The sequence below is a fragment of the Pseudonocardia sp. CA-107938 genome (assembly GCF_050936315.1).
Classification (GTDB): Bacteria; Actinomycetota; Actinomycetes; order Mycobacteriales; family Pseudonocardiaceae; genus Pseudonocardia.
In genome coordinates this window covers 1,551,967-1,577,169 of the sequence record NZ_JBNJNA010000002.1, presented here as the reverse complement: position 1 = coordinate 1,577,169, position 25,203 = coordinate 1,551,967, and the positions used below count along the sequence as shown (strand labels likewise).

22 protein-coding genes and 1 other annotated feature are annotated in these 25,203 nt (G+C 73.3%); of the genes, 9 read left to right on the top strand and 13 right to left on the bottom strand.

The window, feature by feature from the left end; all coding sequences use genetic code 11:
* Positions 1-32: 32 nt before the first annotated feature.
* Positions 33-1,309 (bottom strand): IS3 family transposase gene (locus tag ACQEVB_RS40385; RefSeq protein ID WP_432972188.1). Its coding sequence is split into 2 segments (ribosomal slippage): positions 33-1,009 and positions 1,009-1,309, totalling 1,278 coding nucleotides; the frame shifts between segments, so codons are not numbered across the junction.
* Positions 888-1,019 (bottom strand) — a sequence feature (AL1L pseudoknot). Its footprint overlaps the gene before it by 132 nt.
* Before the next feature lie 244 nt (positions 1,310-1,553).
* Positions 1,554-1,754: a hypothetical protein gene (locus ACQEVB_RS40380; RefSeq protein ID WP_432985119.1), complete on the bottom strand. Its 201-nt coding sequence runs from the start codon at positions 1,752-1,754 to the stop codon at positions 1,554-1,556.
* A 343-nt stretch (positions 1,755-2,097) separates the two neighbouring features.
* Here ACQEVB_RS40380 and ACQEVB_RS40375 point away from each other — a divergent pair, with 343 nt between their 5' ends.
* Positions 2,098-3,246 carry a helix-turn-helix domain-containing protein gene (locus ACQEVB_RS40375; RefSeq protein WP_432985117.1) on the top strand — a complete coding sequence of 383 codons (1,149 nt, stop codon included), beginning with the start codon at positions 2,098-2,100 and terminating at the stop codon, positions 3,244-3,246.
* A 170-nt stretch (positions 3,247-3,416) separates the two neighbouring features.
* Here ACQEVB_RS40375 and ACQEVB_RS40370 read toward each other — a convergent pair whose 3' ends face one another.
* On the bottom strand, positions 3,417-4,097 hold the full coding sequence (locus ACQEVB_RS40370; RefSeq protein ID WP_432985114.1) for a TetR/AcrR family transcriptional regulator: 681 nt from the start codon (positions 4,095-4,097) through the stop codon (positions 3,417-3,419).
* Positions 4,098-4,178: 81 nt separating this feature from the next.
* Here ACQEVB_RS40370 and ACQEVB_RS40365 point away from each other — a divergent pair, with 81 nt between their 5' ends.
* The gene (locus tag ACQEVB_RS40365) at positions 4,179-4,631 is read left to right on the top strand and encodes a nitroreductase/quinone reductase family protein (protein WP_432985111.1); all 453 of its coding nucleotides are present in this window, start codon (positions 4,179-4,181) and stop codon (positions 4,629-4,631) included.
* Between the two features lie 249 nt (positions 4,632-4,880).
* Here ACQEVB_RS40365 and ACQEVB_RS40360 read toward each other — a convergent pair whose 3' ends face one another.
* Both ACQEVB_RS40360 and ACQEVB_RS40355 read right to left on the bottom strand, forming a co-directional pair.
* Positions 4,881-5,318: an ester cyclase gene (locus ACQEVB_RS40360; protein WP_432985108.1), complete on the bottom strand. Its 438-nt coding sequence runs from the start codon at positions 5,316-5,318 to the stop codon at positions 4,881-4,883.
* Positions 5,319-5,322: 4 nt separating this feature from the next.
* Positions 5,323-6,027 (bottom strand): nuclear transport factor 2 family protein, encoded by a 705-nt coding sequence (locus ACQEVB_RS40355; protein ID WP_432985105.1) that lies wholly within the window; start codon positions 6,025-6,027, stop codon positions 5,323-5,325.
* A gap of 193 nt (positions 6,028-6,220) precedes the next feature.
* Between ACQEVB_RS40355 and ACQEVB_RS40350 the strand changes: the two genes are divergently transcribed.
* On the top strand, positions 6,221-6,781 hold the full coding sequence (locus ACQEVB_RS40350) for an RNA polymerase sigma factor (protein WP_432985102.1): 561 nt from the start codon (positions 6,221-6,223) through the stop codon (positions 6,779-6,781).
* Positions 6,778-7,635, top strand: coding sequence for a maleylpyruvate isomerase family mycothiol-dependent enzyme (locus tag ACQEVB_RS40345; protein ID WP_432985099.1), 858 nt, complete (start codon positions 6,778-6,780; stop codon positions 7,633-7,635). The genes ACQEVB_RS40350 and ACQEVB_RS40345 overlap by 4 nt, the downstream gene beginning before the upstream one ends.
* A 12-nt stretch (positions 7,636-7,647) precedes the next feature.
* Here the strand turns inward: ACQEVB_RS40345 and ACQEVB_RS40340 are convergent, their stop codons facing one another.
* A complete protein-coding gene (locus tag ACQEVB_RS40340) occupies positions 7,648-8,814 on the bottom strand; it encodes a mandelate racemase/muconate lactonizing enzyme family protein (protein ID WP_432985096.1) in 1,167 nt (388 codons plus the stop codon).
* A gap of 197 nt (positions 8,815-9,011) precedes the next feature.
* Here ACQEVB_RS40340 and ACQEVB_RS40335 point away from each other — a divergent pair, with 197 nt between their 5' ends.
* Positions 9,012-9,767, top strand: coding sequence for a FadR/GntR family transcriptional regulator (locus ACQEVB_RS40335; RefSeq protein WP_432985094.1), 756 nt, complete (start codon positions 9,012-9,014; stop codon positions 9,765-9,767).
* Between the two features lie 52 nt (positions 9,768-9,819).
* On the opposite strand, the gene ACQEVB_RS40330 is transcribed toward ACQEVB_RS40335, so the two are convergent.
* Positions 9,820-10,983, bottom strand: a complete 1,164-nt coding sequence (locus ACQEVB_RS40330) for an SGNH/GDSL hydrolase family protein (protein ID WP_432985091.1) — start codon at positions 10,981-10,983, stop codon at positions 9,820-9,822.
* A gap of 17 nt (positions 10,984-11,000) precedes the next feature.
* A complete protein-coding gene (locus ACQEVB_RS40325) occupies positions 11,001-12,491 on the bottom strand; it encodes an FAD-dependent oxidoreductase (RefSeq protein ID WP_432985089.1) in 1,491 nt (496 codons plus the stop codon).
* A 116-nt stretch (positions 12,492-12,607) separates the two neighbouring features.
* On the opposite strand from ACQEVB_RS40325, the gene ACQEVB_RS40320 reads away from it, so the two are divergent.
* Entirely contained in the window at positions 12,608-15,826 is a 3,219-nt protein-coding gene (locus ACQEVB_RS40320; protein ID WP_432985086.1) for an ATP-binding protein, read from the top strand.
* A 51-nt stretch (positions 15,827-15,877) separates the two neighbouring features.
* Positions 15,878-16,714: a DUF1707 SHOCT-like domain-containing protein gene (locus ACQEVB_RS40315; RefSeq protein ID WP_432985083.1), complete on the top strand. Its 837-nt coding sequence runs from the start codon at positions 15,878-15,880 to the stop codon at positions 16,712-16,714.
* Positions 16,715-16,729: 15 nt separating this feature from the next.
* Here the strand turns inward: ACQEVB_RS40315 and ACQEVB_RS40310 are convergent, their stop codons facing one another.
* Entirely contained in the window at positions 16,730-17,884 is a 1,155-nt protein-coding gene (locus ACQEVB_RS40310) for an NAD(P)/FAD-dependent oxidoreductase (protein WP_432985081.1), read from the bottom strand.
* Positions 17,881-18,744, bottom strand: a complete 864-nt coding sequence (locus ACQEVB_RS40305) for a hypothetical protein (protein ID WP_432985078.1) — start codon at positions 18,742-18,744, stop codon at positions 17,881-17,883. Before ACQEVB_RS40305 ends, ACQEVB_RS40310 begins: the two co-directional genes overlap by 4 nt.
* A gap of 117 nt (positions 18,745-18,861) precedes the next feature.
* On the opposite strand from ACQEVB_RS40305, the gene ACQEVB_RS40300 reads away from it, so the two are divergent.
* Positions 18,862-21,213 (top strand): beta-glucosidase family protein, encoded by a 2,352-nt coding sequence (locus tag ACQEVB_RS40300; RefSeq protein ID WP_432985075.1) that lies wholly within the window; start codon positions 18,862-18,864, stop codon positions 21,211-21,213.
* Between the two features lie 134 nt (positions 21,214-21,347).
* Here the strand turns inward: ACQEVB_RS40300 and ACQEVB_RS40295 are convergent, their stop codons facing one another.
* Positions 21,348-21,941, bottom strand: coding sequence for a TetR/AcrR family transcriptional regulator (locus ACQEVB_RS40295; RefSeq protein WP_432985072.1), 594 nt, complete (start codon positions 21,939-21,941; stop codon positions 21,348-21,350).
* Between the two features lie 103 nt (positions 21,942-22,044).
* Here ACQEVB_RS40295 and ACQEVB_RS40290 point away from each other — a divergent pair, with 103 nt between their 5' ends.
* Entirely contained in the window at positions 22,045-22,656 is a 612-nt protein-coding gene (locus ACQEVB_RS40290) for a hypothetical protein (protein WP_432985069.1), read from the top strand.
* A 9-nt stretch (positions 22,657-22,665) separates the two neighbouring features.
* On the opposite strand, the gene ACQEVB_RS40285 is transcribed toward ACQEVB_RS40290, so the two are convergent.
* Together ACQEVB_RS40285 and ACQEVB_RS40280 are read right to left on the bottom strand one after the other, a co-directional pair.
* A complete protein-coding gene (locus ACQEVB_RS40285) occupies positions 22,666-23,352 on the bottom strand; it encodes a fasciclin domain-containing protein (RefSeq protein WP_432985066.1) in 687 nt (228 codons plus the stop codon).
* 175 nt (positions 23,353-23,527) lie between these two features.
* Positions 23,528-25,102, bottom strand: a complete 1,575-nt coding sequence (locus ACQEVB_RS40280) for a molybdopterin-dependent oxidoreductase (protein ID WP_432985063.1) — start codon at positions 25,100-25,102, stop codon at positions 23,528-23,530.
* Between the last annotated feature and the right edge of the window lie 101 nt (positions 25,103-25,203).

The window sequence follows — 25,203 nt, the reverse complement described above, 5'->3', positions numbered from 1 at the left end:
TGAACCGCCCTGGGTTCGCGAGAGGCTCGGGTTCAGGCCACCTCGGCTGGGTGGGCTACCCGTTGGGTGATGGTGTCAGCGTACACCATTTCCCGTTCTACGGGTGTCATGTAGTCGATTGATGAGTGGATTCTGTCGTTGTTGTACCAGTGAACCCAGTCGGCGGTCTCGCGTTCGACCTCGAGGCGTCCGGTCCAGTTTCGGCCCCGGTCACGGGTGTTGATCAGTTCGGTCTTGTACAGTCCGATCGTCGATTCCATCAGCGCGTTGTCCAGCGCGTCGCCGACCGTCCCGATCGACCCGGAGATACCGGCCTCGGCCAACGCCTCGGTCATCGCAATGGCGGTGTATTGGGAGCCGGCGTCGGAATGATGGATCAGTCCATTGGTGGTGAAACCGTAGACCGTCCGGCGTCGGGTGCTCAATGCTTGCTCCAGCGCCGAGGTGACCAGATCTGCGGATCTGTCCATCGATGCCCGCCAGCCAAGAATACGACGTGAGTACACATCGGTGATGAACGAGACGTAGCAGAACCCGGCCGCGGTCCACACGTAGGTGAAGTCCGCCACCCAGATCGCGTCCGGCTTCGTCGGCGCCGCCCACCCACGCTTGACCAGGTCGGGATGTCGCGCGGCCCGCTCGTCGCGGGTGGTGGTCCGGGTCCGGTGCGCACCGCGGCGAACACCCTGGACACCGGCGATCCGCATCAGCCGCCCAACCTGGTCCCGGCCCACGCGCAGCCCGGCACGACGGGCGACGCGCCACAGCTTCCGCACCCCGTACACCGACCTGTTCTTTCGATAGAGCGTGACGATGGCGTTCACCACATACGCTTCCTCCAGCTGCGCATCACTCACCGGCCGTGTCAGCCAGCGGTAGAACGTGCCCGGGGCGATCGTGACGCCGTGTTGCGACAGCACGGCGCAGATCGGCTCGACCCCGAAACGGTCACGATGGTCTGCGATGTACTCGCAGATCAGCGAAGTCGACGGTCGAGCTCCGCCTGGGCGAAAAACGCTGACGCCGTCTTCAAGATGTCGTTCGCGCGGAGCAATTCCGCATTCTCCGCGCGCAACCGCCGCAACTCTGCCTGTACATCATCCGCAGCCGCCACAGGTCGGGCCGATGCCGATCCCTCGCCCTCCTCGGCGCGAATCCAGTTCCGGATCGTGGACTGGTTGATATCCAACAGCGCGCCCACATGGCGACGCGCGGCCAGCTTCGAGTCACCGTGCTCACGCAACCGGTCCTGATACAGGCGCACCGCACGGGCACGTGTCTCGTCGTCGAACTTCCGGGGAGCGGACATAGCCCCAGTCTCCTTGGTTAGATCAGGAGCCTCTCCCGCGCCCAGGGCGGTTCAGTCCGCGCCCGTTCCGTACCCCGGCGTCGAAGCTCTCCGTGGTGACCGTGTGGGTGCGGCCGTCGGCCACCGAGGTCATGTCCAACGGCGCAGCCGACCACGCGTAGCTCACCGGCCCGTCCCCCGTGCCAGCGAGATGACCAGCGGATCCATCCCGAGGAGCCACCGACCGGACCGGCACGACGTCCGACTACTGCTCCGAAGCATCACGAGCCCGCACCTCCTCCGCCTCCGTCGCCGCCGCAAAGATCGAGCACGGCCACCGGTGGCGGCCCGCCTGCGCGCCGAGCTGGCACGTCGCGCAGTGCCCGGTCCCGTCGTCGCGGTGCTGCGCGAGCAACCGGTCGGCCATCCCCGGCTGCGAGACGATCAACGCCACCAACGGGATCACCGCAGCACCCCCGCCCGCAGTTCCAGGGAGCGGTGGGAACGCAGCCGATGTCGGCCACCGCCACGCCACCACCCGACCCGGGCCCACCACGTCCTGATCGTGATCACACACGCACCGTCGCCGACCTCTGCGCGACCAGGAGGGACGCGTTGTCCGACTAGGACACGACGTCCTACCGGATCACCCGAACGGCCTCGTAGCGTCGACCACAACGACGGGGCGGAACCACCGGTACGGCCCCTACGAGCGGGGTACCGTCGAGCACGGGCACACAACGGCCGACGCGCTGCGCGACCCGACCATCCGGGCGACGCAGAGCAGGACCGAGGGGTTGATCTCCCACATGGACACCAGCACGGGGCCCAGCATCGGGCAGCGCATCGCCCACCTGCGCGGACACCGCATGACCCAAGCCGGCCTCGCGGCATCCGCCGGAGTTTCGGTCGACCTCATCCGCAAGCTGGAACAGGGTCGCCGCCACACCGTCACCATCGGCAGCCTGCAACGCATCGCCCGCGCCCTCGACGTCGACGCCGGGGAACTGCTGTCCAAGACGCAGGCCCTGCCCGACCCCGGCGAGCACTCCGGCGCGGTCGCCATCAGGCGTGCGCTCACCCACGTCGATGATCTCGTCGGTGATCAGCCCGACCTCGAGCCGCTCACGCTCGACGAGGCCCGGCGCACCGTCACCCTTGGCTGGGGCTACTACTGGGCAGGTCGCTACGACCAGCTCGGACACTTGCTGCCCAACGCGATCGGGCGTGGCCGCGCCACCGTCCGTGACGTGTCCGCCGACCAGCGCGCCGAAGCCCGCGACCTCACCGCGCAGCTCCTGCAGCTGTCCTCCTGCGTGCTGGTCCACCTCGGCTACGGCGACGTCGCGCACCTCGCCCTGCGCGAGGCGCTGACCCTGGCCGCCGACGGGTCCGACCCGCTGCTCGGGTCGGTCCTGCGCGGCTCCCTGTCCTGGGTCCTGCTCACCCAGGGCCGTTACGACGAAGCCCACCGCCTCGCCACCGCATCGGCCGCCGGCCTCGCACCCACCGGCGAGTCCCCGCTGCCCGCGTGGTCGGTCTACGGGTCGCTGCTGCTCGGCGGCGCCACCGCGGCGGGCCGCGCGGGTGACCGTCCGCTGGCCGGGGTTCTGCTGGACGAGGCCCACCTCGCCGCTGAGCGCACCGGCGCACGCAACGACTACGAAACCGCGTTCGGGCCCGACCAGGTGCTCATGCAGACCGTGGACGTCGAGGTCGTCACCGAGAACTACGGCGCCGCCCTCACCACCGGCCGACGCATGCCACCCAACGCCGCCCTCCCCGTCGCCGCCCGCGCCCGCCACCTCTCCGACCTCGCACTCGCCCACACCCGCCTGGGTCGCGACGCTGCCGCACTCGACGTCCTGCTCGGCATCGAACACCTGGCCCCGGACTGGATGCGCTACCAGAGCCAGCCCAAAGCAGATCGTGCGCGAACTCCGCGAACGCGCCGGTAACCCGCCCCGCCTGACCGCGCTCGCCCAACGCATGGGAGTCATCGCTCCCCGCGGATAGGCCGGGCAGCTCCACCGGGCCAAGGCATGCCCGTAACCTGCGGAAACTATCGCGGTGCGAGGGTTACGAAGTCCGCACTTCCTCGGACGTGTGTGAACCGGCCCGACGGTGTTCACCGACCGGTGCGGCGCCGCTCCAGCCCGTCGAGGATGAGGTCGAGCCCGAACGCGAACTCGGCCTCGTCGTCGCATCCTCCCAGTGCGCCGTCGTGCCGGGCGGCAGCGGCGAGCTCGGCGACGCGGGGCAGGTGCGCGGCCCACTCCGGCGGTGGGGGCGGGGCGTCGGCAGCGGCGGAGTCGTCGAAGAGGTCCTGGGAGAACCCCAGTACGCGGCTGCCGAGGACGTGCAGGGCGTGGTGGCAGAGATCGAGGGAGAACCCGCCGCCGCGCAGGATGTCGAGCACGGTGTCGATGTGGCGCAGCGCTGCCGGGGTCGGGGCCGGCCGGGTGGCGATGACGCGGGCCGCCCACGGGTGGCGCAGGAGCGTCGCGCGCGCGGCGAGCACCGTCGCCCGCAGCGCGTCGGCCCAGCTGCCTGCGCGCTCGGCCCGCGGGATCTCCGCGACGACCTGGTCGACCATCGCGTCGATCAGCACCTCCTTGTCCTCGACGTGGTGGTAGAGCGACATGGGATCGACGCCCAGCTCCTGCCCCAGCCGCCGCATGCTCACCGCGGCGACGCCCTCGCGGTCGGCGAGGGCGACAGCGGTCGCGACGATCCGGTCGCGGCTCAGCCGCGGGGCACCGGCCGCGGAAGGGCGGGTGGGAGCGCTGCGGGCGGTCCGGCGAGGCACCGGGCGAGTCTAGGCCCTTGACGTCCTACGCCGTAGACCGCATTCTCTACACCGTAGACCTACGCCGTAGAGGAGAAGGCCATGACGCTGCCGCCACGCTGGGTGATCACGGCGATCTGGCGCCTGCACCGCGCACTCGTCCGTGCGGGACGCGGGCGCTGGGGGCTCGCCCGGCCGACGGCCGGCGGCCGCTTCGGGATGCTGCGGCTGCGCACCACCGGCCGGCACTCCGGGCTCGAGCGCGCCGTCGTGCTCGGCTACGTCGAGGACGGCGACGACCTGGTCACGCTGGCGATGAACGGCTGGTCGGCGCCCGACCCGGCCTGGTGGCTCAACCTGCGGTCCATGCCCGACGCCGAGGTGGACCTGCCCGCGGCGGTCCGCCGGGTCCGTGCCCGGGAGGCGCACGGCGCGGAGCGCGAGCGGTTGTGGGAGCTGGTCCGCGGCTACGACGGCTACGGCCGCGACCTCGACGCCATGGCGGCACTGCGCGGCCGCGAGACCGCGGTCGTCGTCCTGGAGCCGCGGGACTGAGCGCGGCCGACCGGGACTCCTGCGAGCGGGGGGTTCGGCCAGGTGGAGCGGGTTGTGGGACCTCGGCACCGGCCCGGCCGGTGATGTCGGATGCCGGCCGATGCGGAGACCGCCGGCGCGGAAAGCGACGGTCGGCCTCAGGGCGTCCCGGTAGAGCTCCACGGCACGTTGCCCGTCGCTGACGTGGACCGTGGCCCCGGGTCCGGGCGGCCCCTCCCTCCGCCGCCCGGACCCGGTGTCACGGCGCCGTCACGCAGGCGCCGGTGTCGGTGTCGCAGTGGGTGCGGGCAGGACGCCGAGCTGCATGAGCATCGGGAACATGCCCTGCTCGGCCCAGTGCTCGACGGCCCGGCCGTCGCGGAACAGACCGATGTTCGCGCTCACCGTCTCGAAGCGCTTGTGGGTGGCGGGGAAGCCGAGCCCGTCGCCGGTGTGCGTGCCCGTGGTCCTGACCAGCCAGGCGCACCGGTCGCCGTCGACGATCACGGTGTCGATCTCGCAGTGCACGTCGGGGACGGCCGCCCGCCACTGGGCGACGAGCTGCTTGAACGCCTCCCGGCCGGCGATGTCGCCCATCGGGCCGTGGTCGACGTAGTCCTCGGCGAAGAGCTCGTCGGCCACGTCCAACCGGCCCTCGTTGATGATCTCGTCGAACATCCGCCGCAGGGTGGTCTCGGTGTCGGTCATGGCGTCACGCCGTCCCGAGTTCCGGCACGAGCGGCGAGGCGTCGAAGTACTCGGTGAAGCTCGTCGCCTTGCCGTCGCTGAGCGTCCAGACGTGGGCGAACGGGAGCTCTGCCGCGATGCCGCCGACGGTGCGCACCCGGTGGGTGCCCAGCACGACGACGGTGTCGCCACCGTCGACGAACCGCTCGGGCAGCACCGCGAGCTCGGCGTAGTTGTCCCGGAGCGTCCCGAAGAACTCGGCGACGTCCTGCGGTCCTGTGCGCCGGCCGCCGCCCCGGATGCTGTCCGGGGTGGTCCAGGTGATGTCGTCGGCGAACAGCGCGAGCACGGCGGGGATGTCGCCGGCGGCGAAGGCGTCGTAGCCGCCGCGGATGAGTGCGACGTTGTCGGTCGCGCCGGCCGGGACGGGGGTGGCGGCGACGACGAGGCGACGGACCGTGAAGACCTCGTGCGCCGGGTGGAAGGTGACCTCCGGTTGGGCGGTCACCCCCAGGTCCGCCATCGCCGGGCCGAGCCGCTCCTTGCCGAAGGCGTCGAACGCGGCCTCGTTCTCCCAGCCGTCGAGGTTGTGGCAGTCCTCGCCTTCCCACCACGTCAGATGCGCCAGCCCGCCGTCCGGCGCGTGCTCGAGCCAGCCCGTGCGTTCCCTGATCGCGTCGTACTGCTCCTGATCGACCCCGCGCAGCGTGACCTCGGCGATGACGGCCATGACGCCTTCCCTTCGGTGGTGGATGTGGAGTGTGTGCGCCGCCGGGGCGGAACCCGGATCAGTCGACGTCAGAAGTGATCCGACGACCGGTGCGGCGGCGCACCGGGGTGTGACGACAGTTCTGGCCGGACGGGCGCCACGGCGCCTGCTCGGCGGATGTCGCAGGCCCGGCGCCGGCACTAGCGTGTGCGCGGTGGAGCCGCCGACCAGCCTCCTCGCCGACCGCCTGGCGGCCGGCGACGAGCGTGCGCTCGCCGAGGTCGTCGACGCGCTCGGCCCCGCGGTCCACGCCACCGCCCTGCGCATCCTGGGCGACGACGCCGCGGCGCAGGACGTCGTGCAGGACGTGCTCGTCGAGCTGTGGTGCCACCCGGACCGCTACGACGAGGAACTGGGCAGCCTGCGGACCTACCTGAACCTGTGCGCGCGGCACCGCGCCTACGACGTGCTCCGCGCCGACCTGCGGCGCGCCGGTCGCGAGGAGCGCCGGCTGCGCCTCATCCCGCCGCAGCGCCAGCCGGCACCCGACGACGAGGCGGCCCAGGCCCAGGCCGCGTCCCAGATCCGGGCCGCGGTCAGCGCCCTCCCGCCCGAGCAGCGGGTGGTGGTGGAGATGGCCTACTACGACGGGCTGAGCTACCGCGACGTCGCCCGGGCCGTCGGCATCCCGGAGGGCACCGCGAAGTCGCGCGTGCGGCTCGCGCTGGCCAAGCTGGAGTCCGTCCTCGACCGCCAGCTGCTGGAGGGGCCATGACCACGGCCGGGCTGCCCGCCGGCCTCCGGGACCGGGTGCTGGCGGCGGCGCACGCCGCGCGGCCGCCCGGCAGATCGCTGCCGGCTGCCGCGGAGATCACGCCGGTGGAGGCGCTGCGGCGCGCCGTCGACGCCCTCGACGAACTGCTCCTCACGTTGGACGCGCAGCACGGGGGTGTCCCGGCGCTGCGTGGTCTCGACGTGAACGGGCTGGTGGGGCACCTCACCGGCGTCGAGCTGGACACGGCGCGCGCGCTGGCCGGCGACCCGGCCGTCGCCTGCGTCGACCACGTGCGGTCGACGCAGGCCGCGGCCGTCGCAGCGGCCGGTCAGGGATTCGAGGAGACCCGTCGCGCGTGGCGGGACGCCGCGGACGCCACGCTGAGCAGGGTGGCCGCCGACGACCCGGCCCGGGTCGTGGCGGTGCACGGCATGCGCCTGCCGCTCGGGGCGCTGCTGGTCGTGCGGGCGTTCGAGCTCTGGACGCACGAGAACGACATCCGGGCCGCCCTCGGCCTGGCGCCCAGCGCGCCCGACCCGTCGACGCTGCCGATGCTGACCGACCTCGCGGCACGGATGCTGCCCCACGGGGTGGCCCGCGTCGATGCCGGGCACGAACCCGTCGACGTGCACCTCGTGCTGACCGGCGCGGGTGGCGGCACCTGGGACGTCGCGCTGGGCGAGCGGCCGGCCGGCGGCGACGTCCCCGAGGTGACGATCGTGGCCGACGCGCTGACCTTCTGCCGGCTGGTGGCCAACCGCGTCCGTCCCGCCGACCTGCCCGCCCACCTGAGCGGTGCCGTCGCGCACGCGCCCTGGGTGCTGGCCGGGGCGGCCGCGCTGGCCCTCGACTGAGCGGGCGGACGATCAGTCCCGCTTCCGGCGTGCGGGGTCCTGCAGGAGGAGGCGGAGACCGGCGTCGGCCGGGCGGGTGTGCGGCCCGACGGCGGGGTCGGGCGGCAGCGGCGACGGCGCGGCGGCGACGGCGGCCTCGTCGAGCTGGATGCCGAGCCCGGCCTGGTCGCCCAGCACGAACGAACCGTCCGCCACCTCGAGGTCGAGCGAGATCCCCGTGGGCGGGGCCAGGTCCTGCCATTCGCTCGCGATGTGGTTGGGCACGGACGTCGCGGCGTGCAGCAGGCCGATCGGCGTGGTGCCGATGGGGCTGACGGGCAGGTCGAAGGCGTGCGCCAACGCTGCGACGCGGAGGAAGTGGGTGATCCCCCAGACGGCGGCCGTCTGGACGATGTCGACGGCGCCGGCCGCCAGCAGGGGACGGAACTGCTCCAGCCCCGTGAGGTTCTCCCCGGTGGCGATCGACGCGCGGACCCCCCGCCCGACGGCGGCCAGCCCCTCGGCGTCCCAGCGGCGGACGGGCTCCTCGACCCAGACGAGGTCGAGGGTCCGCTCCAGCTCGGTGACGTACCGCACCGCCTGTTTCCGGGTCCAGGACTCGTTCGCGTCCAGCATCAGACCGGGCCGCGGCGCTCCGGTGAGCTCCGCCAGCAGGTCGCGCACGAGGGTCAGCCGGTGCCGATCGCGGTCGACGTCGATGCCGCCCTTGAGCTTGGCCGAGCGCATGCCGCGCGCGGCGTAGCGCCGGTAGAGCGCGACCAGCTCGTCGTCGTCGAGTGCCGCGTCGAGGCCGGACGCGTAGGCCGGGAGCCGGCGGTCGCGACCCCCGAGCAGCCGCCACAGCGGTTCGCCTGCGGCCTTGGCCTTGATGTCCCACAGCGCCGTGTCGATCGTGCCGATCGTGCCGAACACCGCGCCCGCGTGCCCCGCCTTGAACGCCCTGCGCAGCATGCGGTCGTACAGCGCGGTCACCGAGCGCGGGTCCTCGCCCTCGATCGCGGCGAACAGCGGCTGCCACTCCTGGTGCGACCCGAGGCCGACGCCGGTGATCCCCTGGTCGGTCTCGACGACGACGATCTGCACCGGCGTGACACCGCTGCTGAACGCCCCGTTCACGTCACCGACCGGGCGCCCCCAGTCGTGCACGGTCGTCAAGGGCCGGAGTCCGGTCACCCGCATGGAACCTCCAGCTCGGTCGGCTCGCGCGCATGAAGCGTATCCATACGGCTCCGGTTCCTCCAGATGTATCGGTTCCAGTGATCACGTTTCAGTAACGGCACCTGGCTTCACCTGGCCACCGACCTAGCATCGCTTCCCCGAGCCACGGATGAATCAGGTTCATTCATCGATCGATCGACACGGAGGAAGGTGCGCGAGTGCAGTCGAACCCCGTCCCGCCGGAGCGGGGGGCCGATCCGGCCGGGGGTGCGTACCGCCCCGGCTACGAGCTGGTCGCCGAGCAGATCCTGCGGTTCATCGCCGAGTCCGAGCTGTCCCCCGGCGACCGCATGCCCACGGAGAAGGACCTGGCGATCCGGCTCGGCGCGAGCCGCACGGTCGTGCGCGAGGCCGTCAAGATCCTCTCGGCCACGGGCCGGGTCAGCGCCCACCGGGGCCGCGGCCTGTTCGTCGCCGACGGCACGGGTCCGCTGGGCGAGGCACCGTTCGGCGGGTTCTTCGTGCCGACGGACCTCGACCACATCTTCCAGCTGTTCGAGTTCCGCAAGGTCCAGGAGGTCGCCGCCGCCGAGCTGGCCGCGGTCCGGGCCGGCCCGGCGGAGCTGCGCGAGATCGAGGCCGCCGCGCAGCGCTGCCGCAACGGCCACGACCTCGCGGACATGGCCGAGTTCGAGGCCGGTGACGACGCCTTCCACCTCGGCGTCGCGACCGCGTCCCACAACTCGTTCCTCGTCGCCGCCGTCCGCGAGGCCCGGCGCCTGCAGCGACGGGCCAGCGTGATCGGCATCCGCGGCATCGGCGGGCACGCCGCGGAGGCCGTCGAGGAGCACGAGGCCATCCATCGAGCGATCCGGGACGGCCGGCCCGAGCTGGCCGCGGCCGCCACGGCGACCCACCTGGAGAACACCCTCAAGGACTACCGGCGCGAGATCCACCGGCGCGTGTTCGGGTAGGTCACGACCGGCGAAGCCGCTCCTCCAGGGCGGGACGAATTGCGTGGGCGGGCTACTCCCGGAGCAGGGCCAGGTCGAAGAGCTCGGCGATCGCCGCGTGACCTGCGTCGTTCGGGTGCACACCGTCGCCGGAGAGCAGCTCGCCGGGCATCGTCGTCGGCGCGGCCGGGTCGCGCAGCGCCGCATCCAGGTCGGTGACCGCGTCGAACTCGCCGCTCTCGCGGATCCAGCCGTTCACCTGCCGCCGCACGTCCTCGAACTCCGGTGTCCAGACCGGCGAGCCGCCGATGGGTGGCCAGGTGCAGCCGATGACGCGCAGCTGGTGCAGGTGCGCGCGGGCGATCAGCGTGCGGTAGCCGGTGACGATGTCGGCTGCCGTCGCCCGTTCGCTCTCCGGCATGCCCGGCATGAGGCCGAAGATCGCGTCGTTCCCGCCCTCGAGCAGGATGATCCAGCGGGCGCCCGGCCGGGCGAGCACGTCACGATCGAACCGGGCGAGCGCGGCGGCGCCCATGCCGTCGGTCTCGCGCAGGACGCGGTTGCCCGCGATGCCCATGTTGATCACCGCCCGGGGTGGGTGGCCGGCGAGGCGACGGGCCAGCGCCGAGGGCCACGGCGCGTCGGCGTCGGGCGTGGTCTCCATGCCGTCCACGAGGGAGTCGCCGAGCGCGATGACGGTGGCGGCCGTGGCCGGCGCGCGGACGTCGATGCCGGTGAGCCACAGGTACGACCGGAACGCCGTGGCGCCCTGCAGCTCGGCCGCGACGACCTGGTCGCCCGGGGCGAGCCACGCCGTGCGCAGCCCGACCGGGTGGACGGTCGGGGTGACCTCCTCGTCGGGGAGGTGCAGCGAGACGACGAGGTCGGTCTGCGGCGGCACCTCCAGCTCGACGGGGTCGCTGTGGATCAGTGCCCCAGCCGGCAGCACCACCGTGTCCCGGCCGCCGAAGGTCAGCCGGGCGAAGCCGTCGCCGCGCGCGAGGGACGCGGCGCCGATGCGCACCGGTGCGTGCCCGAACGAGTTCGAGAGGGCGACGCGCACGGCGGTGCCGCCGACGGTGCACCGGGCCACCATGCGCACGGTCTGCGCGTCGACGACCGCGGGTGCGGTGTCGGAGTCGGGCTCCTCGTCGGGCATCTCCGGGCCGCCGCCGGCTTCTGCCGCGGGCGCCAGCTGCTGCGCCGTGCCCCAGGTGGCGATCCAGCGCTCTTCCACGTCGACCTCCACGGTGTTCAGAACCAACGGGTGAGGGCCTTGTCGAACGAGCCGAGGTCCGGGTCGTGGTCGCCGGTCCAGGCGACGATCCCGTCGGGCCGGACGAGGACGGCGCCGAGCCCGAGGTCGGCGCGGGCCGGGCCGGCCACGTACCGGATCCGGGCGCCGCTGCGCTGCGTCGCCTCGCGCAGCCTCCGGCCGGCGCTGAGATCGAGGACGACGCCGCGGCCGTCCTGCAGCAGCTCGCCGAGCCGGGTCCCGTCGGCCAGGCGGAAGTCCGGCGCGTTGCGGCCCGCCAACGGCTGGTCGCCGAGGTCGTATTGCAACGACGTGCCGGACGTGCGCTCGAACACGTACGTGGTGCCGGCGCGGGTCGTCAGCAGGTCGCGCACCACCGACCGGATCGCCCGCGAGTGCGGGTCCGGCCGCATGACCGCCACCTGGGCGCGGGACCAGTCGAGCACGCTGGCGCCGACCGGGTGGCGTTCGGCGGTGTAGGTGTCGAGCAGACCGTCGGGTGCGTACCCGCGTGCCGTCGCCGCGAGCTTCCAGCCCAGGTTCATGGCGTCGCCGATGCCGAGGTTGAGCCCCTGCCCGCCCAGCGGCGAATGGATGTGCGCGGCGTCCCCGGCGAGCAGGACCCGGCCGCGCCGGTAGGTGGTCGCCTGCCGAGCGCGGTCGGTGAAGGTGGCGGCGAGGTGGACGTCGCGCAGCGTCACGTCGGTGCCGGAGACGCGGCGCAGCACGGACTGGAGGTGCTCGCGGGTCAGCGGCTGGGAACGGTCGTACGCGCCGCCGTCGAAGTCCAGCACGCCGACGTGGCCCGGCTCGGACATCGTCAGGTACATGCCTGCCGGGGTCAGGTTGAAGCCGGGGCGCAGCCGACCGGGATCGGCGAGCGTGGCCAGTGCGACGTAGCCGGTGAGCTGCGGCTCGGTGCCGGCGAACGGGAAGCCCACGAGCTTGCGCACCGTGCTCCGGCCGCCGTCGCAGCCGACGAGCCAGTGCGCCGCGTACTCGCGGCCCCCGCCCTCGACGACCACGGTCTCGTCGTACTGGGTGACGGCGGTGACGGTGACCCCGCGCCGCACCTCGACACCGAGCTCGGCCGCCCGTTCGGCCAGCACCGTCTCGACCACGTCGAGGCTGGTCATGATGCCCTCGGGCGCGGGGCTGGGCAGGCGGTGCGGTAGCGCGGCGAGGTCGACGTCGGCCGGATCGAGCGCGGTCCCGGCGAAGTGGCCGACCGACCGCGGCAGCGCGGGCTCGTCGGTGTCGGGCACCGCCGCCACGCCTGCCGCGTCCAGCAGCGCCTGCAGCATCCCGCGGCGGTAGAACGCCTCGACCGACCCGGCCGACAGTCCCCGCATCCCGAGCGGGAACCGCCGCCAGGGCGAGTGCGGCTCCGGCTCCCGTTCGAGCACGAGCACCGAGCAGCCCGCGAGGCCGAGCTCGCAGGCGAGGAACATCCCGACCGGCCCGCCACCCACGATCACCACGTCGTGCATGACCAAACCCCCTTTCCGAGGAACGCCATGAGCCTGGCGACCGCCGCTCACACGGGGCGCACACGACGCTCACACCCGGTTCGGGTGGCCGCGGGCTGGCGCGCGAGGATCGAGGGATGGAGGGGGAGGCGCGGCTCCGCGTGACGCTGCTCGGCGCCTTCCAGGTGTCCCGCGGCGGCGTCACGCTGCCCGTTCCCGGCGCGCGGCTGCAGGCACTGGCGGCCCGGCTGGCGCTCGCGGGCGGGCGGGCGATCGAGCCCGGCGTCCTCGTCGACGCGATCTGGGCCGACGACCTGCCCGCCGATCCCACGCACGCGCTGCAGGCACTCGTCTCCCGGCTGCGGCGCGCCCTCGGCTCGACGGGCGCCGTGCTGCAGGCCGCGGGCGGCTACCGGCTGGACGTGCACCCGACGGACGTGGACGCGCTGCAGCTCGAGCTCCGCGCCGCCGCCGGCCGGGCGCACCTGCGCGCGGGTGACCCGGCGGCCGCAGCGGTCGCGCTCGGCGAGGCCGCGGCGCTGTGGGGCGACCGGCCGGGCGCCGAGCCCGCGACCGTCGCCGCGGTGGCGCCCGCTGTCGCGACCCGGCTCGCCCACATCCGGGTCGAGGCCGTGGCCGATCTCGCCGAGGCCGAGCTGTCCCTCGGCCAGCCCGAGGCGGCCGCCGCCCGGATGACCGCCCTGCTCGCCGAGCAACCGGTCCACGAGCGCGCCGCAGCCCTGCTCATGGACGCGCTCGCCGCCCAGGGTCGCCAGGCCGACGCGCTGGTCACGTACGAGCGGATCCGCGCAGCGCTGGCCGACGACATGGGCACCGACCCGGGCACCGCCCTGCGGGAGCGGCACCTGCGCCTGCTGCGCGGCCCCGTCGCCGCGAGCGCGACCGACGAGGTGGTCGACACCCTGCCCGCTCCGGTGACGAGCTTCGTCGGTCGCGCGGCCGACCTCGCCCGGATCGACGCGCTGTTCACGACCGGCCGTCTGGTCACGGTGGTCGGACCCGGCGGCGCGGGGAAGACCAGGCTCGCGCTGGAGGCCGCACGCCGCCACCGCCGCGAGTACGCGGGCGTCTGGATGATCGACCTCGCTCCCGTCACCGAGCCGGCCGAGGTCGGCGCGGCGGTGCTGGCCGGGATCGGGTCGCGGACCGGGGCGATGTTCGAGACCCGGGTGCGGGTCGAGGGCGACGAGCTGGACGTGCTCGCCGACCGGCTCGGCGGCCGGGCGTGCCTGCTGCTCGTGGACAACTGCGAGCACCTCGTCGACGCCGTCGCCCGGCTGGTGGAGGCACTGCTGGCCCGGTGCGCCGGGTTGCGCGTGCTGGCCACCAGCCGCGAACCGCTCGCCATCGACGGCGAGGCGCTGGTGCCGCTCGGCCCGCTCGCACTGCCCGAGCCGGACGCGACGGCCGAGGAGGCCCGGCTGGCCGCGTCGGTGCGCCTGTTCACCGAACGGGCGGCCGCGCTGCGTCCCGGCTTCGACGTGGACGAGTCGAACCTCGCCGACACGACGGCGGTGGTCCGTGCCCTGGACGGCCTGCCGCTGGCGCTCGAGCTGGCCGCGGCACGCTTGCGGACGCTCACGCTGCCCGACCTGGCCGCCGGCCTGTCCGACCGGTTCCGGCTGCTCGCCAGCGGCAGCCGGACCGCGCTCCCCCGCCACCGCACCCTGCGCGCGGTCATCGCCTGGAGCTGGGACCTGCTCGACCCGGACGCGCGTACGGTGGCGGAGCGGATCTCGGTCCTGAGCGGGGGCGTGACCGCGGACTCGGCCACCGCCGTGTGCGCCGACGCGGCGGTGTCCGCCGGCGCGGTCCCGGAGGTGCTCGCGGACCTGGTCGACCGGTCGCTGCTGCAGCTCGCGCCGGACACCGGCCGGTACCGCATGCTGGAGACGATCCGCGAGTACGGCCTGGCCTGCCTGACCGAGCAGGACGCGCTGAACGGCGTCAAGGACCTGGCCGCAGCGCACTTCGCCGGTCTGGTCGCCCACCACGAGCCGCTGCTGCGCGGCCCACGGCAGCTCGACGCACTGCGCGTGCTGCGCGCCGAGTACGACAACGTGCTGGCCGTCCTCCGCCACCACTGCGACACCGGCGACGCCGACGCCGCCATCGGGCTCGCGGTGAACCTGACGTGGTACTGGCAGATGCTCGGCAGGCACACGGACGCGGTCCACTGGCTCGGCGAGGCGATCTCGGTGCCCGGCGCACGGCCCGGTGCCGCGCGCGACACCGCCGAGCAGGTCCTCCTGCTCAACCGGCTGGCCACCCAGTCCCCGCCCGCGGACTGGCGCGCACAGCTGAAGGACCTGGCCGGCCGGCTGGCCGACGGGCCGGAGCTGCCGTTCGGCAGCGCGCTGGTCGCGCTGCGCGTGGCCACCACGCCCGGGCCGGACGCGTCGCTCGACGTCGCCGCACGGTTCGTCGACGGGCCGGACAGGTGGCTGGCCGCGCTGGCGCACCTGTTCCGGGCTCAGTTCGCCGAGAACGCGGGCCGGCTCGACCTGGTCCGTGCCGACGTCGACGCCGCGCTGGACCTCTTCGGCCGGGCAGGCGACCGCTGGGGCATCGCCACGGCTCTCCCGCTGCGCGCGCTCCTGCGGCAGTACGACGGCGACCTCGCCGGCGCGGTGGCGGACCTGCGGGAAGCCCGGGCGCTGGCCCGGGAGTTCGGCGCGCTCAGCCGCAGCGACGAGCTCTTCCTCGACCTGCGCTGGATCGATCTGCACGTCCGGCTGGGTGAGACGGCGCGGGCGGCGGAGATGATCGTCGCCACCCGGGAGCATGCGCTGCCCTCGATCCCGCCCGAGGCGGTGATCCTCCTCGACGCGCTGGAGGCCGGCCTGTGGGTGCGGATCGGCGACCTGCACCGCGCCCGGGAGCGGGTCGAGTCGGCCGCGGCCGGGCTGTCCGCGCAAGCACCGTTCGGCGGCGGTCACGAGCAGGCACTGATCGGCGTGGCACGGGGCGCGATCTGCGTCGAGACCGGCGACGGGCCGGGCGCCGGAGCGGCGCTGGGCGCGGCGTACGAGGCGGCGGTCCACAGCTCGGACATGCCGATCCTGGCGACCGCGGCGGTCACGGTGGCCGGTCTGGCCGCGCTGCAGGAGCGGGTCCGGGACATGGCCGTGCTGCTGGGCGTCGCGGCCCGCATCCGGGGAACCCACGACCGGACCGATCCACACGTCCGGGCGCTGAGCAGCCGCGGCCGAGTCGAGCTGGGAGACGAGCAGTTCGCCGCCGCGTACGCGGAGGGCTGGGAGATGACCGGCCCCGAGGCGCTGATCGCGGCCGATCCGGCCCGCCTGCGGAGCGGCGGGAACGTCCGTCACTGATGCGAGGGCGGTCGCCTTGGCCGGCGTGCCCCGTCTGGCTACGATCCGCCGGTGTCGTCCGCCCGGTCGCCCAGGACGAGGGCGCGCGATCTCGACCGCACCGAAGTGTGCGGGCTCCTCGACAGCGGCTACGCCGACGGTCAGCTCGACGCCGAGGAGCACCGTTCCCGCACCGCCGCCGCCGCTGCGGCGAAGACCCTCGGCGAGCTGCGGGAGCTCGTCGAGGACCTGCAGCTCGACAAACCGCTGCCGGACCTGCGGGAACGCGCTCCGCAGGGGCCGCAGCGGCCCCGGCGGCCCCTCGTGGCGGGAATCGCGGCGTTGGCGCTGCTCGGCGTCGGGTTCGGGGTCGGGCAGCTGAGCACGCCGGCGTCACCGGTCGGCCCGAACGGCACGCCGATCGTGGTGGGTGGGCCACCTGCCGCACCGATCGTCATCGGACCGACCGCCCTGCACACCCCGGCAGGCCTGCGCGCGCTCATCGACGGCGTCCGCACCCAGCTCGGCACCACCCTCGTCGCCGACGTCACCGTCTACCCCGACTACGCCTCGGTCGACGTGCCGGTGCCGAGTGCGCCCGCCCGCGCGCAGAGCTACTACTACAAGGGCGGATTCGACGGCCCCAACACCGCGGGCAGCCGCGACCCCGACGACCCGCTCGTCGACCTGGCGACGATCGACGTCGACAAGATCCTCGGGCTGCTCACGGGTGCCGGGCAGAGCCTGCACGTCGAGAACCCGACGGTGCACTACCTGATCATCCGGGACAACGGCAAGGGCCCGCGGGTCGCGATCTACGCGAGCAACAAGGACACCGGCCAGTCCGGCTACCTCGAGGCGAAGCCCGACGGGACGGTCACCGGGGTGCACCCGTACGAGCGCCGTTGAGCGGTGCGGCCGGGATCAGGTCTCGGCCTCCGCGGCGTGCGGGTCGAACGCCGGGGTCGGCGGCCGGGGCGTCGTCAACCGGTCCGGGCGGAACCCGTCCAGCAGTGCCGACGGGGTGCCGCCGACCAGCTCGGCCGCGGCCAGCCTGCTCGTGACGGCGGCGAGCGTGGCACCGCTGTGCATGGTGATCAGGTACAGGCCCGGGACACCGGGCCAGAACCCGACGACGGGGAGGCCGTCGACGGGGTAGGGCCGCACGGCGACGCTGATCCGCTCGCCGCGGGTGCTGGCGGCGTCGACGTCGGAGAGGCCGTGCGCGGCACGGCGGATCAGGTCGGTCACGGTCTCCTGCGGCAGCGTCCAGGTAGCCGTGTCCAGGGAGCGGTCTGCCTGCGTCGAGCGGACGGCGAGTCGCCCGCCCGCGTCGGGCCGCACCACGACGCCGGGCAGGTGCAGCAGGACGGACAGCGCTGACGTACCGGGTGCGGTGACGACGGTGGCGCCCGGCTCCCCGGCCGTGGACATCTCGATCCCGACCCCGCGCATCAGCGCACCGATGCGGCTCCCGGCGGCGAGGACCACGCGGTCGGCGCGCACGTGGCTGCCGTCGCCGAGGACGATCCCGGTGACCTCCCCCGACTCGACGAGCAGCCGGGCCACCTCGGTGCGGGCGTGCACGACGGCCCCGTGCGCCGTCGCGGCCCGCAGCAGCTCGTGGACGAGCAGGGGCAGGTCGGCCCAGGTCTCCCCCGGGTAGAACACGGCGGTCCGGTAGTCCTCGTGCACCCGCACCACCGGGTCGTAGCGCGGCAGGTCCTGCGGTTCGAGCTCGATCGCGGCGTACCCGTACTCGTGCAGGCGCGCCACCTTGGCCCGGAGCGCGTGCGCCGCCTCATCGGTGCCGGCGACCTCGATGTTGCCCCCGCGGCGCAGCCAGCTGTCGTTGCGGAGCTCCCGGGCGACGGCGAGGTGCTCCGCCATCGAGACGACGTTGAGGTCGTGGTAGCTGCGCTGCGGCTTCGCGTTCGCGTTCAGCCACGCCAGGCTCGCCGCGCTCGCCTCCCCGCCGGGCTCGCCGCGTTCGAACAGCTCGACCGCGCAGCCCCGCTTCGCGAGCTGGTACGCGGTGGAGGCACCGAGCACGCCACCGCCGACGACGACGATCTTCATGAGGCACCCCAGGCGCGGTAGACCTCCCGGGCGGCGTGGTAGGCGCCGACGATCCGGTCCAGGACGGCCTCGGTGGCCGCGTCGGCCGTGGTGGTGTCGGGGTGGTCCCGTCGCCACGCGACCATGCGCGACGCCGCACGATGGAACGTCAGCCGCGGGGCGAAGCCCGGCACGAAGGTGCGGATCTTCGTCGTGTCGAACACCGCGCTGTGCCCGATGTCGCCCAACACCTCCCCCGACCAGAACCACCCCGGCGCCACCACCGGGTACAGCTCCGACGCGACGTGCACCAGCCGCGGCGCCACCCCCAACGCCTCGGCGACGATCGTGTAGATCTGGTCCCAGGTGTAGACGTCCGACCCGGTGATCGTGAACGTCTCGCCGATCGCGCGCGGGTTGCCGAGCAGGCCGACCAGCCCTTGGGCGAAGTCCTCGGCGTGCGTGAGCGTCCACAGCGACGTGCCGTCGCCGTGCACCGGCACCTCCGCGCCGCGCGCGATCCGGTCGACCACCGTCCACCCACCCGGCAGCGGCGGGTTGGCGTCGTCGTAGGTGTGCGACGGCCGGACCACCGTGAGCGGGAAGCCCCGGCGCGCGTCGGCGGCGTCGTAGGACAGGAAGTTGACCACAGCGTCGAACGTGCGGTCGCCGATCGCCGCGGTGACAGCGGCATCGTCCGTGACGTCGGCGACCAGGGCTTCGACCCCGTCGGGTAGCGGCCGGTCCTTCTCGTTGCGGCCGCGGTTGAGCATCGCGACGCGCATGCCGGTCTCGACCGAGAGCCGCACGCAGGACGCGCTGATCGTCCCGGATCCGCCGAGGTACAGCACGCGCAGCGGCGCGGCGTCGTGGTGCAGCAAAGGGACTCCTCCCCAGACCGTCCAGGCGGACTCCTTGACCGTAAAACACGCGTCTTCTTATGCTCGCCTTTCGACGAAATTTCGCCGTCGTTACCGAAACTTTCGAAGAGGTGAGGGTTGACCATCTCGCACCCGCCCCGGGAACGTGCCCGGCGAGCCTGGCAGGACCCGCAACGGACCCCGGACGAGCGCGTCGACGCGCTGATCGAGGCGATGACCCTGCGGGAGAAGGTGGCTCAGCTGCACGGGCTGTGGGTGGGCACCGACCCCGACGGCCCGGGCGTCGCGCCGCACCAGACCGAGATGGACAACGGCAACAGCTTCGACGAGCTGATCCCGTACGGCCTCGGCCAGCTCACCCGGGTCTTCGGCACCCGCCCGGTCGACGCCGCCGAGGGTGCCGCCGCACTCGTGCGCGCCCAGCAGCAGCTCGTCGCCGCCAACCGGTTCGGCATCCCGGCGCTCGTCCACGAGGAGTGCCTGGCCGGGTTCACCGCCTGGGGCGCCACCGCCTACCCGGTGCCGCTGTCCTGGGGAGCCACGTTCGACCCGGACCTGGTCCGCGAGATGGCCACCCGCATCGGTGCGGGCATGCGAGCCGTCGGCGTGCACCAAGGGCTGGCCCCGGTCCTGGACGTGGTGCGCGACGCGCGTTGGGGCCGCGTCGAGGAGACGATCGGCGAGGACCCCTACCTGGTCGGCACGATCGCCACCGCGTACGTGCAGGGCCTGGAGTCGACCGGCATCGTGGCCACGTTGAAGCACTTCGCCGGCTACGCGGCCTCGCGGGCAGGGCGCAACCTCGCGCCCGTGTCGATGGGACCCCGCGAGCTCGCCGACGTGGTCCTGCCGCCCTTCGAGATGGCGGTGACCGAGGGCGGGGTCCGGTCGGTCATGCACTCGTACGCGGAGGTCGACGGCGTGCCCGCGGCGGCGAACCGGGCGCTCCTGACCGAGCTGCTCCGCGACACCTGGGGCTTCGACGGCACGGTCGTCGCCGACTACTTCGGCATCGGCTTCCTGAAGCTGCTGCACGGCGTCGCGGGCACGTTCGGCGAGGCGGCCACCGCGGCGCTGACCGCCGGCGTCGACGTGGAGCTGCCCGGACCCGCGGCCTACGTGGCTCCCCTGATCGACGAGATCGAGTCCGGCCGCTGCGACGAGGCGCACGTCGACCGCGCGCTGCGCCGGGTCCTGCTGCAGAAGCTCGAGCTGGGCCTGCTGGACGCGGACTGGTCGCCGGTGCCGAGCGCACTCGCTGCCGGCGAGGGCGCACGCGTCGACCTCGATCCCCCGCAGGACCGCGCCCTGGCCCGCCGGATCGCCGAGCAGGCGGTCGTGCTGCTGAAGAACGACGGGCTGCTGCCGCTGGACCGGCCGCGCTCGATCGCGGTGATCGGCCCGACCGCGGACGACCCGATCACCCTGCTCGGCTGCTACTCGTTCCCTGCACACATCGGCGTCCACCACCCGGAGCTCCCGCTCGGCGTCGACATCCCGACGATCCTCGACGCCGTCCGGGCCGAGTTCCCCGACTGCGACGTCACCTACGCCGCGGGCTGCCACGTCAGCGAGCCCGGCACCGACGGGTTCGCCGAGGCCCTCGCGAACGCCGCGGCGGCCGATCTGGTGGTACTGGCCCTCGGCGACCGCTCCGGGCTGTTCGGGCGCGGCACCTCCGGCGAGGGTTGCGACGCGGCATCGCTGCAGCTGCCCGGGATCCAGGAAGAGCTGCTAGAAGCCCTGCTCGACGGCCCGACCCCGGTGCTGCTCGTGGTGGACTCGGGCCGGCCGTACGCGCTCGGCACCGCGCCGCAGCGAGCTGCCGGCATCGTTCAGATGTTCTTCCCCGGCGAGGAGGGCGGACCGGCGCTGGCCGGTGTCCTCAGCGGCCGGGTGAACCCGTCCGGCCGGCTTCCGGTCAGCATCCCCGCGACGCCGTACGGGCAGCCGTGGACGTACCTGAGCCAGAAGCTCGCCCTCGCCTCCGAGGTCTCGAACCTCGACCCGACCCCGGCGTACCCGTTCGGCGCCGGTATCGGGTACACGTCGTTCCGCTGGTCGGAGCTGACGGTGAGCGGCGATCGGCTGGCCACCGACGGGTCGGTCGAGGTGTCGCTCACCGTCGAGAACACCGGCGACCGGGCCGGCGTCGAGGTCGTGCAGCTCTACCTGCACGACCCGGTCGCGTCGGTGACGCGCCCGGTGGTCCGGCTGATCGGGTTCGCCCGCGTACCCGCCGAGCCCGGCGCCGCAGTCCGGGTCCGGTTCGACATGCCGGCGTCGGTGACGTCGTTCATCGGCCCCGACCTGACCCGGATCGTCGAGCCCGGCGAGATCGAGCTGCGGTTCGGCACGTCGAGCGCGGACATCCGGCGCACCGCGGTGCTGACCATGACCGGGCCGACCCTCGTACTCGACCACACCCGTGACCGGCACTGCCACGTCGTCCTGGAGCCCGGCCGCTGAGGAGAGCGTGCAGCCGCCGGCGGCGCGGCGGGGTGGCCCGGGTTTGCGTTGATCATGGGCAGAACGTCGTCAGTCGATCTTCGACAGCGACGGTTTGCCCATGATCAACGTTCAGCGGCGCTCGTGGGCGCGGTTCAGGTCCGCGTCGTACCCACCACGGTTCGCGACCACAGCAGGCCGTCGACGCCGGCGAGGAACGTCGCGCACACGTCGCCCGGATCCGACAGGCAGCCCGACACCATCGCCCCGTCGCGCAGCATCACGAAGTGCCGCCCCGCCGGCCCGGCGGGACCCATCCCGTCCTGCTCGAACAGCTCGGTGACGGCCCCCAGGAACCACTCGCGATGCCGCATCACCTGGCGATGCACCGGGTTCTCGGGCTCGGGGTACTCCGCCGCGGCGTTGAGGAACGCGCAACCGCGGAACGACTTTCCGCGGATGTCGGCCGCGATGTCGGCCGCGACCGCGCGCAGGGCGTCCGCGGCCGTCGCGCTGCCCTCCCGCCGGTCCGTGAAGCGCGCACGCACGGCCCGGTCGGCTTCCTCGAGGTAGGCGACGACGAGGTCCTCCTTGCCGGGGAAGTGCCGGTAGAACGTCGCCCGCGTGGTGTTCGCCTCGGTGATGATCCGGTCGACGCCGACCGAGTGCAGTCCCTCGGCGTAGAAGATCCGGCTCGCCGTGCCCAGGAGGCGAGACCGGGCCTCCGACGGTCGCGCACCGCTGTCCATCGCTCCACGCTAGCAGAGAGATAGAACGTTCGTTCTTGACAGGCGCCGCCGCCCAGGGCAAGCATGAACGCAGCACAGCAAGAACGAACGTTCTATCTACCGAATGAAGGAGCTCCTCGTGAGGACATCCGCATCTCCCGGTGCCGCCGGTCCGGCGCTGCGGCGCCTGTACCTCGTCCGGTTCGCGTTCGCGATCGCCTGGGCGGCCCTGCTGGTGGTGAGCGGAGGTGCGATCGGCGCGGTCACCGCGGTGCTAGTCGTGCTGTACCCGCTGTTCGACGCCGGTGCCGCCGCTGTCGACCTCCGATCGTCGTCGGCATCCTCGACGCGCGGGCTCTACGGCAACATCGCCATCAGCCTGCTCGCCGCGATCGGCCTGGGTGTCGCCCTCACCTCCGGCATCCCCGCGGTGCTGCGGGTCTGGGGCGCGTGGGCGGTCGTGGCCGGCCTGATCCAGCTCGCCGTCGCCGCCACCCGGCGTTCGCTGGGCGGCCAGTGGCCGATGATCCTCAGCGGCGGCGTCTCCGTGCTCGCCGGCACCGGATTCGTCCTGATGGCGTCGGGGCCGAACCCCGCGCTCACCGGCGTGGCGGGCTACGCCGCGCTCGGCGGCATCTTCTTCCTCGCCTCGGCCCTGCGGCTCGGCCGCAAGCACATGCCGAGGCGCTCGCGCACACGTTCCACCTTGTGCGCGAGCACCCGTCGGAATGCGTGAGCGGGATTCTCAGCCCTTGGGCATGAGGACCTTGTCGATGACGAACACCGTGGCGTTCGAGGTGGGGATGTTGCCGCAGAGGATCTTCGCGGTGTTCCCCTTGCCGTCGGTCACGGTCGGGGCGTCGGCGGTGCCGCCGATGGTCAGCTGACCCCCGGCCAGTTCGGTGGTCCTCCCCGCTGCGACCAGGCTCTTGGCGTCGTAGCGCTGCGGGACCACGTGGTAGGACAGCAGGGCGCCGAGCTGCTTCTGGTCGGCCAGGAGAGCGTTGAACGCCTTGTCCCCGACGGAGGTCTTCACCTGCTCGAACGCCCCGTTGTAGGGGGCGAACACGGTGATCCCCTTCTGCTGGTTGAGGGTGTCGGCCAGGCCGTCGACCTTGCCGACGGCGGTCACCAGCGTGGTCAGCAGCGGGTTGGTCGCGGCGGCGCTGGCCACCGGCATCGGGCCCATGGCGTTCAGCCCGCCGGGCGCGTCCCCTTGGGGCAGCTGGTTGCAGGCGGGGCCGAACACGTCCGCGTTGGTGGTCACGCCGGCCGAGGTGGGGGCCATGGTCGGCGCAGCGGCGGGCGCGGAGCTGGGCGCCGCGGTGGGCGCAGATCCGGCTGTCGCACCCGACGAACCGCCGCACGCGGTCAGCGTCACGGTCAGTGCGGCCATGGCGCCGACGGCCAGGTAGCGGATCGAGTTGTGCATCTGCTTGTGCTCCTCAGGTTTCCGGTTCGTCCGGCAGGGTCATGAGGCATTCGTTCGTCGTCGTCCGTTCGGTTCGACAATGTTCGGTAACGGTTCTGTCTCGACGACCGAATTGATTTCGGACACGCCGATGCGGCGCAGGTCGGATTCCTGCGCCCCGACGATTTCCGATTGTTCAGGCGGCGGTGAAGATGATGGTGGGCCAGCCTCCGGCCCCGTCGGGGATGGGATCGGTGCGAACGTCGGTCTGGACGGCGCCGGTGCGGTCAGTGGCACGGCTCTGGACGGTGTGGCTGCCGGGCGCGAGGGTGAACTCGGTGTGCCACATCCGCCAGGTGTCCCGGTCGACCTCGGTGGCGAGGGTGGCGTCGCGCCACGCGCCCCCGTCGACGCGGACCTCGACCCGGTCGATCCCGGTGTGCTGCGCCCAGGCGATGCCGGCGACGGTGACCGTCCCGGCGGGCACGACGGCGAATCCGCGCGGTGCGTCGATGCGGGTCTGGGTCTTGACGGGTGCGCGCTGCGCCCAGCCGCGGCGCAGCCAGTAGCCCTGCCGGTCGTCGAACGTGGTCAGCTCCATGTCGGTGATCCACTTGGTGGCCGAGACGAACCCGTAGAGACCGGGCACGATCATGCGCACGGGGAAGCCGTGCTCGGGTGGGAGTGCCTCGCCGTTCATGCCGATGGCCAGCAGCGCACCGCGATCGGGTTCCATGACGACCTCGGTCGGGGTGCCCGTGGACCAGCCGTCGCGGCTGGTGGTGAAGATCTGATCAGCCCCGGGACGGATGCCGACCTCCAGCAGCAGATCGCGCAGCTCGACGCCGAGGAAGGTGGCCGTCGAGACGAGGTCCCCGCCGATCGGGTTGGACACGCACGTCATCGTGATCGTGCGTTCGACCAGCGGCCGGGCGAGCAGGTCGGCGAAGTCGAGGTCGACGGGCGCGTCGACCATGCCGTGGATGCGCATGGTCCACTCCGCCGCGGGTTGCGCCGGCACCTGCAGGGCGGTGTCGATCCGGTAGAAGTCCGCGTTGGGGGTGATGAAGCTGGGCGTGCCAAGCTCCGGGAATGCCGCGGTGGCCGGGGTGGAGGGGGCGCGCTGCACGAGCGCGGCACGCCGCAGCTGCGCGGTGACCGCTCGCCGCGAGTCCTCGATCCCGCCACCGCCGAGGGCGACCCCACCCAGACCTGCGCCCAGCGAGGCTGCGCCGACCAGCGTGGAGGCACCGATCAGGACCCGCCGTCGGGACATCGCAGCCTCGCCGGGCTCCGCCGTCGGTCGGTGGCGCGCCAGCCGCGTCAGTCCCACCAGCACGCCCGTGCCAGTGGCCACGGCCACGACCGGCGCGACCAGGTCGACGGGCCGGAACGCGGGCGCGAACCCGACCGCCAGCAGCCCGACCACGCCGAGCACCCCGATCAGCGCCACCCCGCGCGCCAGGTGTCGGCAGGCGGCCAGACCGGCCGCGGCGGCCAGCACCGCGATCGCGACACCGACGCCGGCCTGCAGCAGCAGCTTGTCGAGCACCGGTCCCAGCGACTTGCCGAACTCGGTCAGCCACTCCGGGGACAGCCGGATCACCATGTCGGCGACGGCGAGGAACGGCGACGAGGCCGGCGCGACCAGCGCCGCCACCAACTGCCCCGCTCCCACTGCCGCCCCAGCGGCGAGCAGCCCGGTCGATGCGGCAGCAGCCGCGGACACGGCTTCCCCGTCGGTGGGAGGGGAGATGATCGGCGTGCTCATGGGTAGGCATTCGGCTGCGCCACCCAGGCGGTTCGATCCCTTCTCGCGCGGCGGCGGCGAGAACCCCGCCGAGGTTGCGTACGCTCCTGCTCCGCAGCGCC

Bases quoted from the DNA above. Each gene is read 5' to 3' on its own strand.
- ACQEVB_RS40375 (WP_432985117.1), top strand. From the start codon at position 2,098: ATGGACACCAGCACGGGGCCCAGCATCGGGCAGCGCATCGCCCACCTG.
- ACQEVB_RS40365 (WP_432985111.1), top strand. From the start codon at position 4,179: ATGACGCTGCCGCCACGCTGGGTGATCACGGCGATCTGGCGCCTGCAC.
- ACQEVB_RS40360 (WP_432985108.1), bottom strand. From the start codon at position 5,318: ATGACCGACACCGAGACCACCCTGCGGCGGATGTTCGACGAGATCATC.
- ACQEVB_RS40355 (WP_432985105.1), bottom strand. From the start codon at position 6,027: ATGGCCGTCATCGCCGAGGTCACGCTGCGCGGGGTCGATCAGGAGCAG.
- ACQEVB_RS40345 (WP_432985099.1), top strand. From the start codon at position 6,778: ATGACCACGGCCGGGCTGCCCGCCGGCCTCCGGGACCGGGTGCTGGCG.
- ACQEVB_RS40340 (WP_432985096.1), bottom strand. From the start codon at position 8,814: ATGCGGGTGACCGGACTCCGGCCCTTGACGACCGTGCACGACTGGGGG.
- ACQEVB_RS40325 (WP_432985089.1), bottom strand. From the start codon at position 12,491: ATGCACGACGTGGTGATCGTGGGTGGCGGGCCGGTCGGGATGTTCCTC.
- ACQEVB_RS40320 (WP_432985086.1), top strand. From the start codon at position 12,608: ATGGAGGGGGAGGCGCGGCTCCGCGTGACGCTGCTCGGCGCCTTCCAG.
- ACQEVB_RS40310 (WP_432985081.1), bottom strand. From the start codon at position 17,884: ATGAAGATCGTCGTCGTCGGCGGTGGCGTGCTCGGTGCCTCCACCGCG.
- ACQEVB_RS40295 (WP_432985072.1), bottom strand. From the start codon at position 21,941: ATGGACAGCGGTGCGCGACCGTCGGAGGCCCGGTCTCGCCTCCTGGGC.
- ACQEVB_RS40290 (WP_432985069.1), top strand. From the start codon at position 22,045: ATGAAGGAGCTCCTCGTGAGGACATCCGCATCTCCCGGTGCCGCCGGT.
- ACQEVB_RS40285 (WP_432985066.1), bottom strand. From the start codon at position 23,352: ATGCACAACTCGATCCGCTACCTGGCCGTCGGCGCCATGGCCGCACTG.
- ACQEVB_RS40280 (WP_432985063.1), bottom strand. From the start codon at position 25,102: ATGAGCACGCCGATCATCTCCCCTCCCACCGACGGGGAAGCCGTGTCC.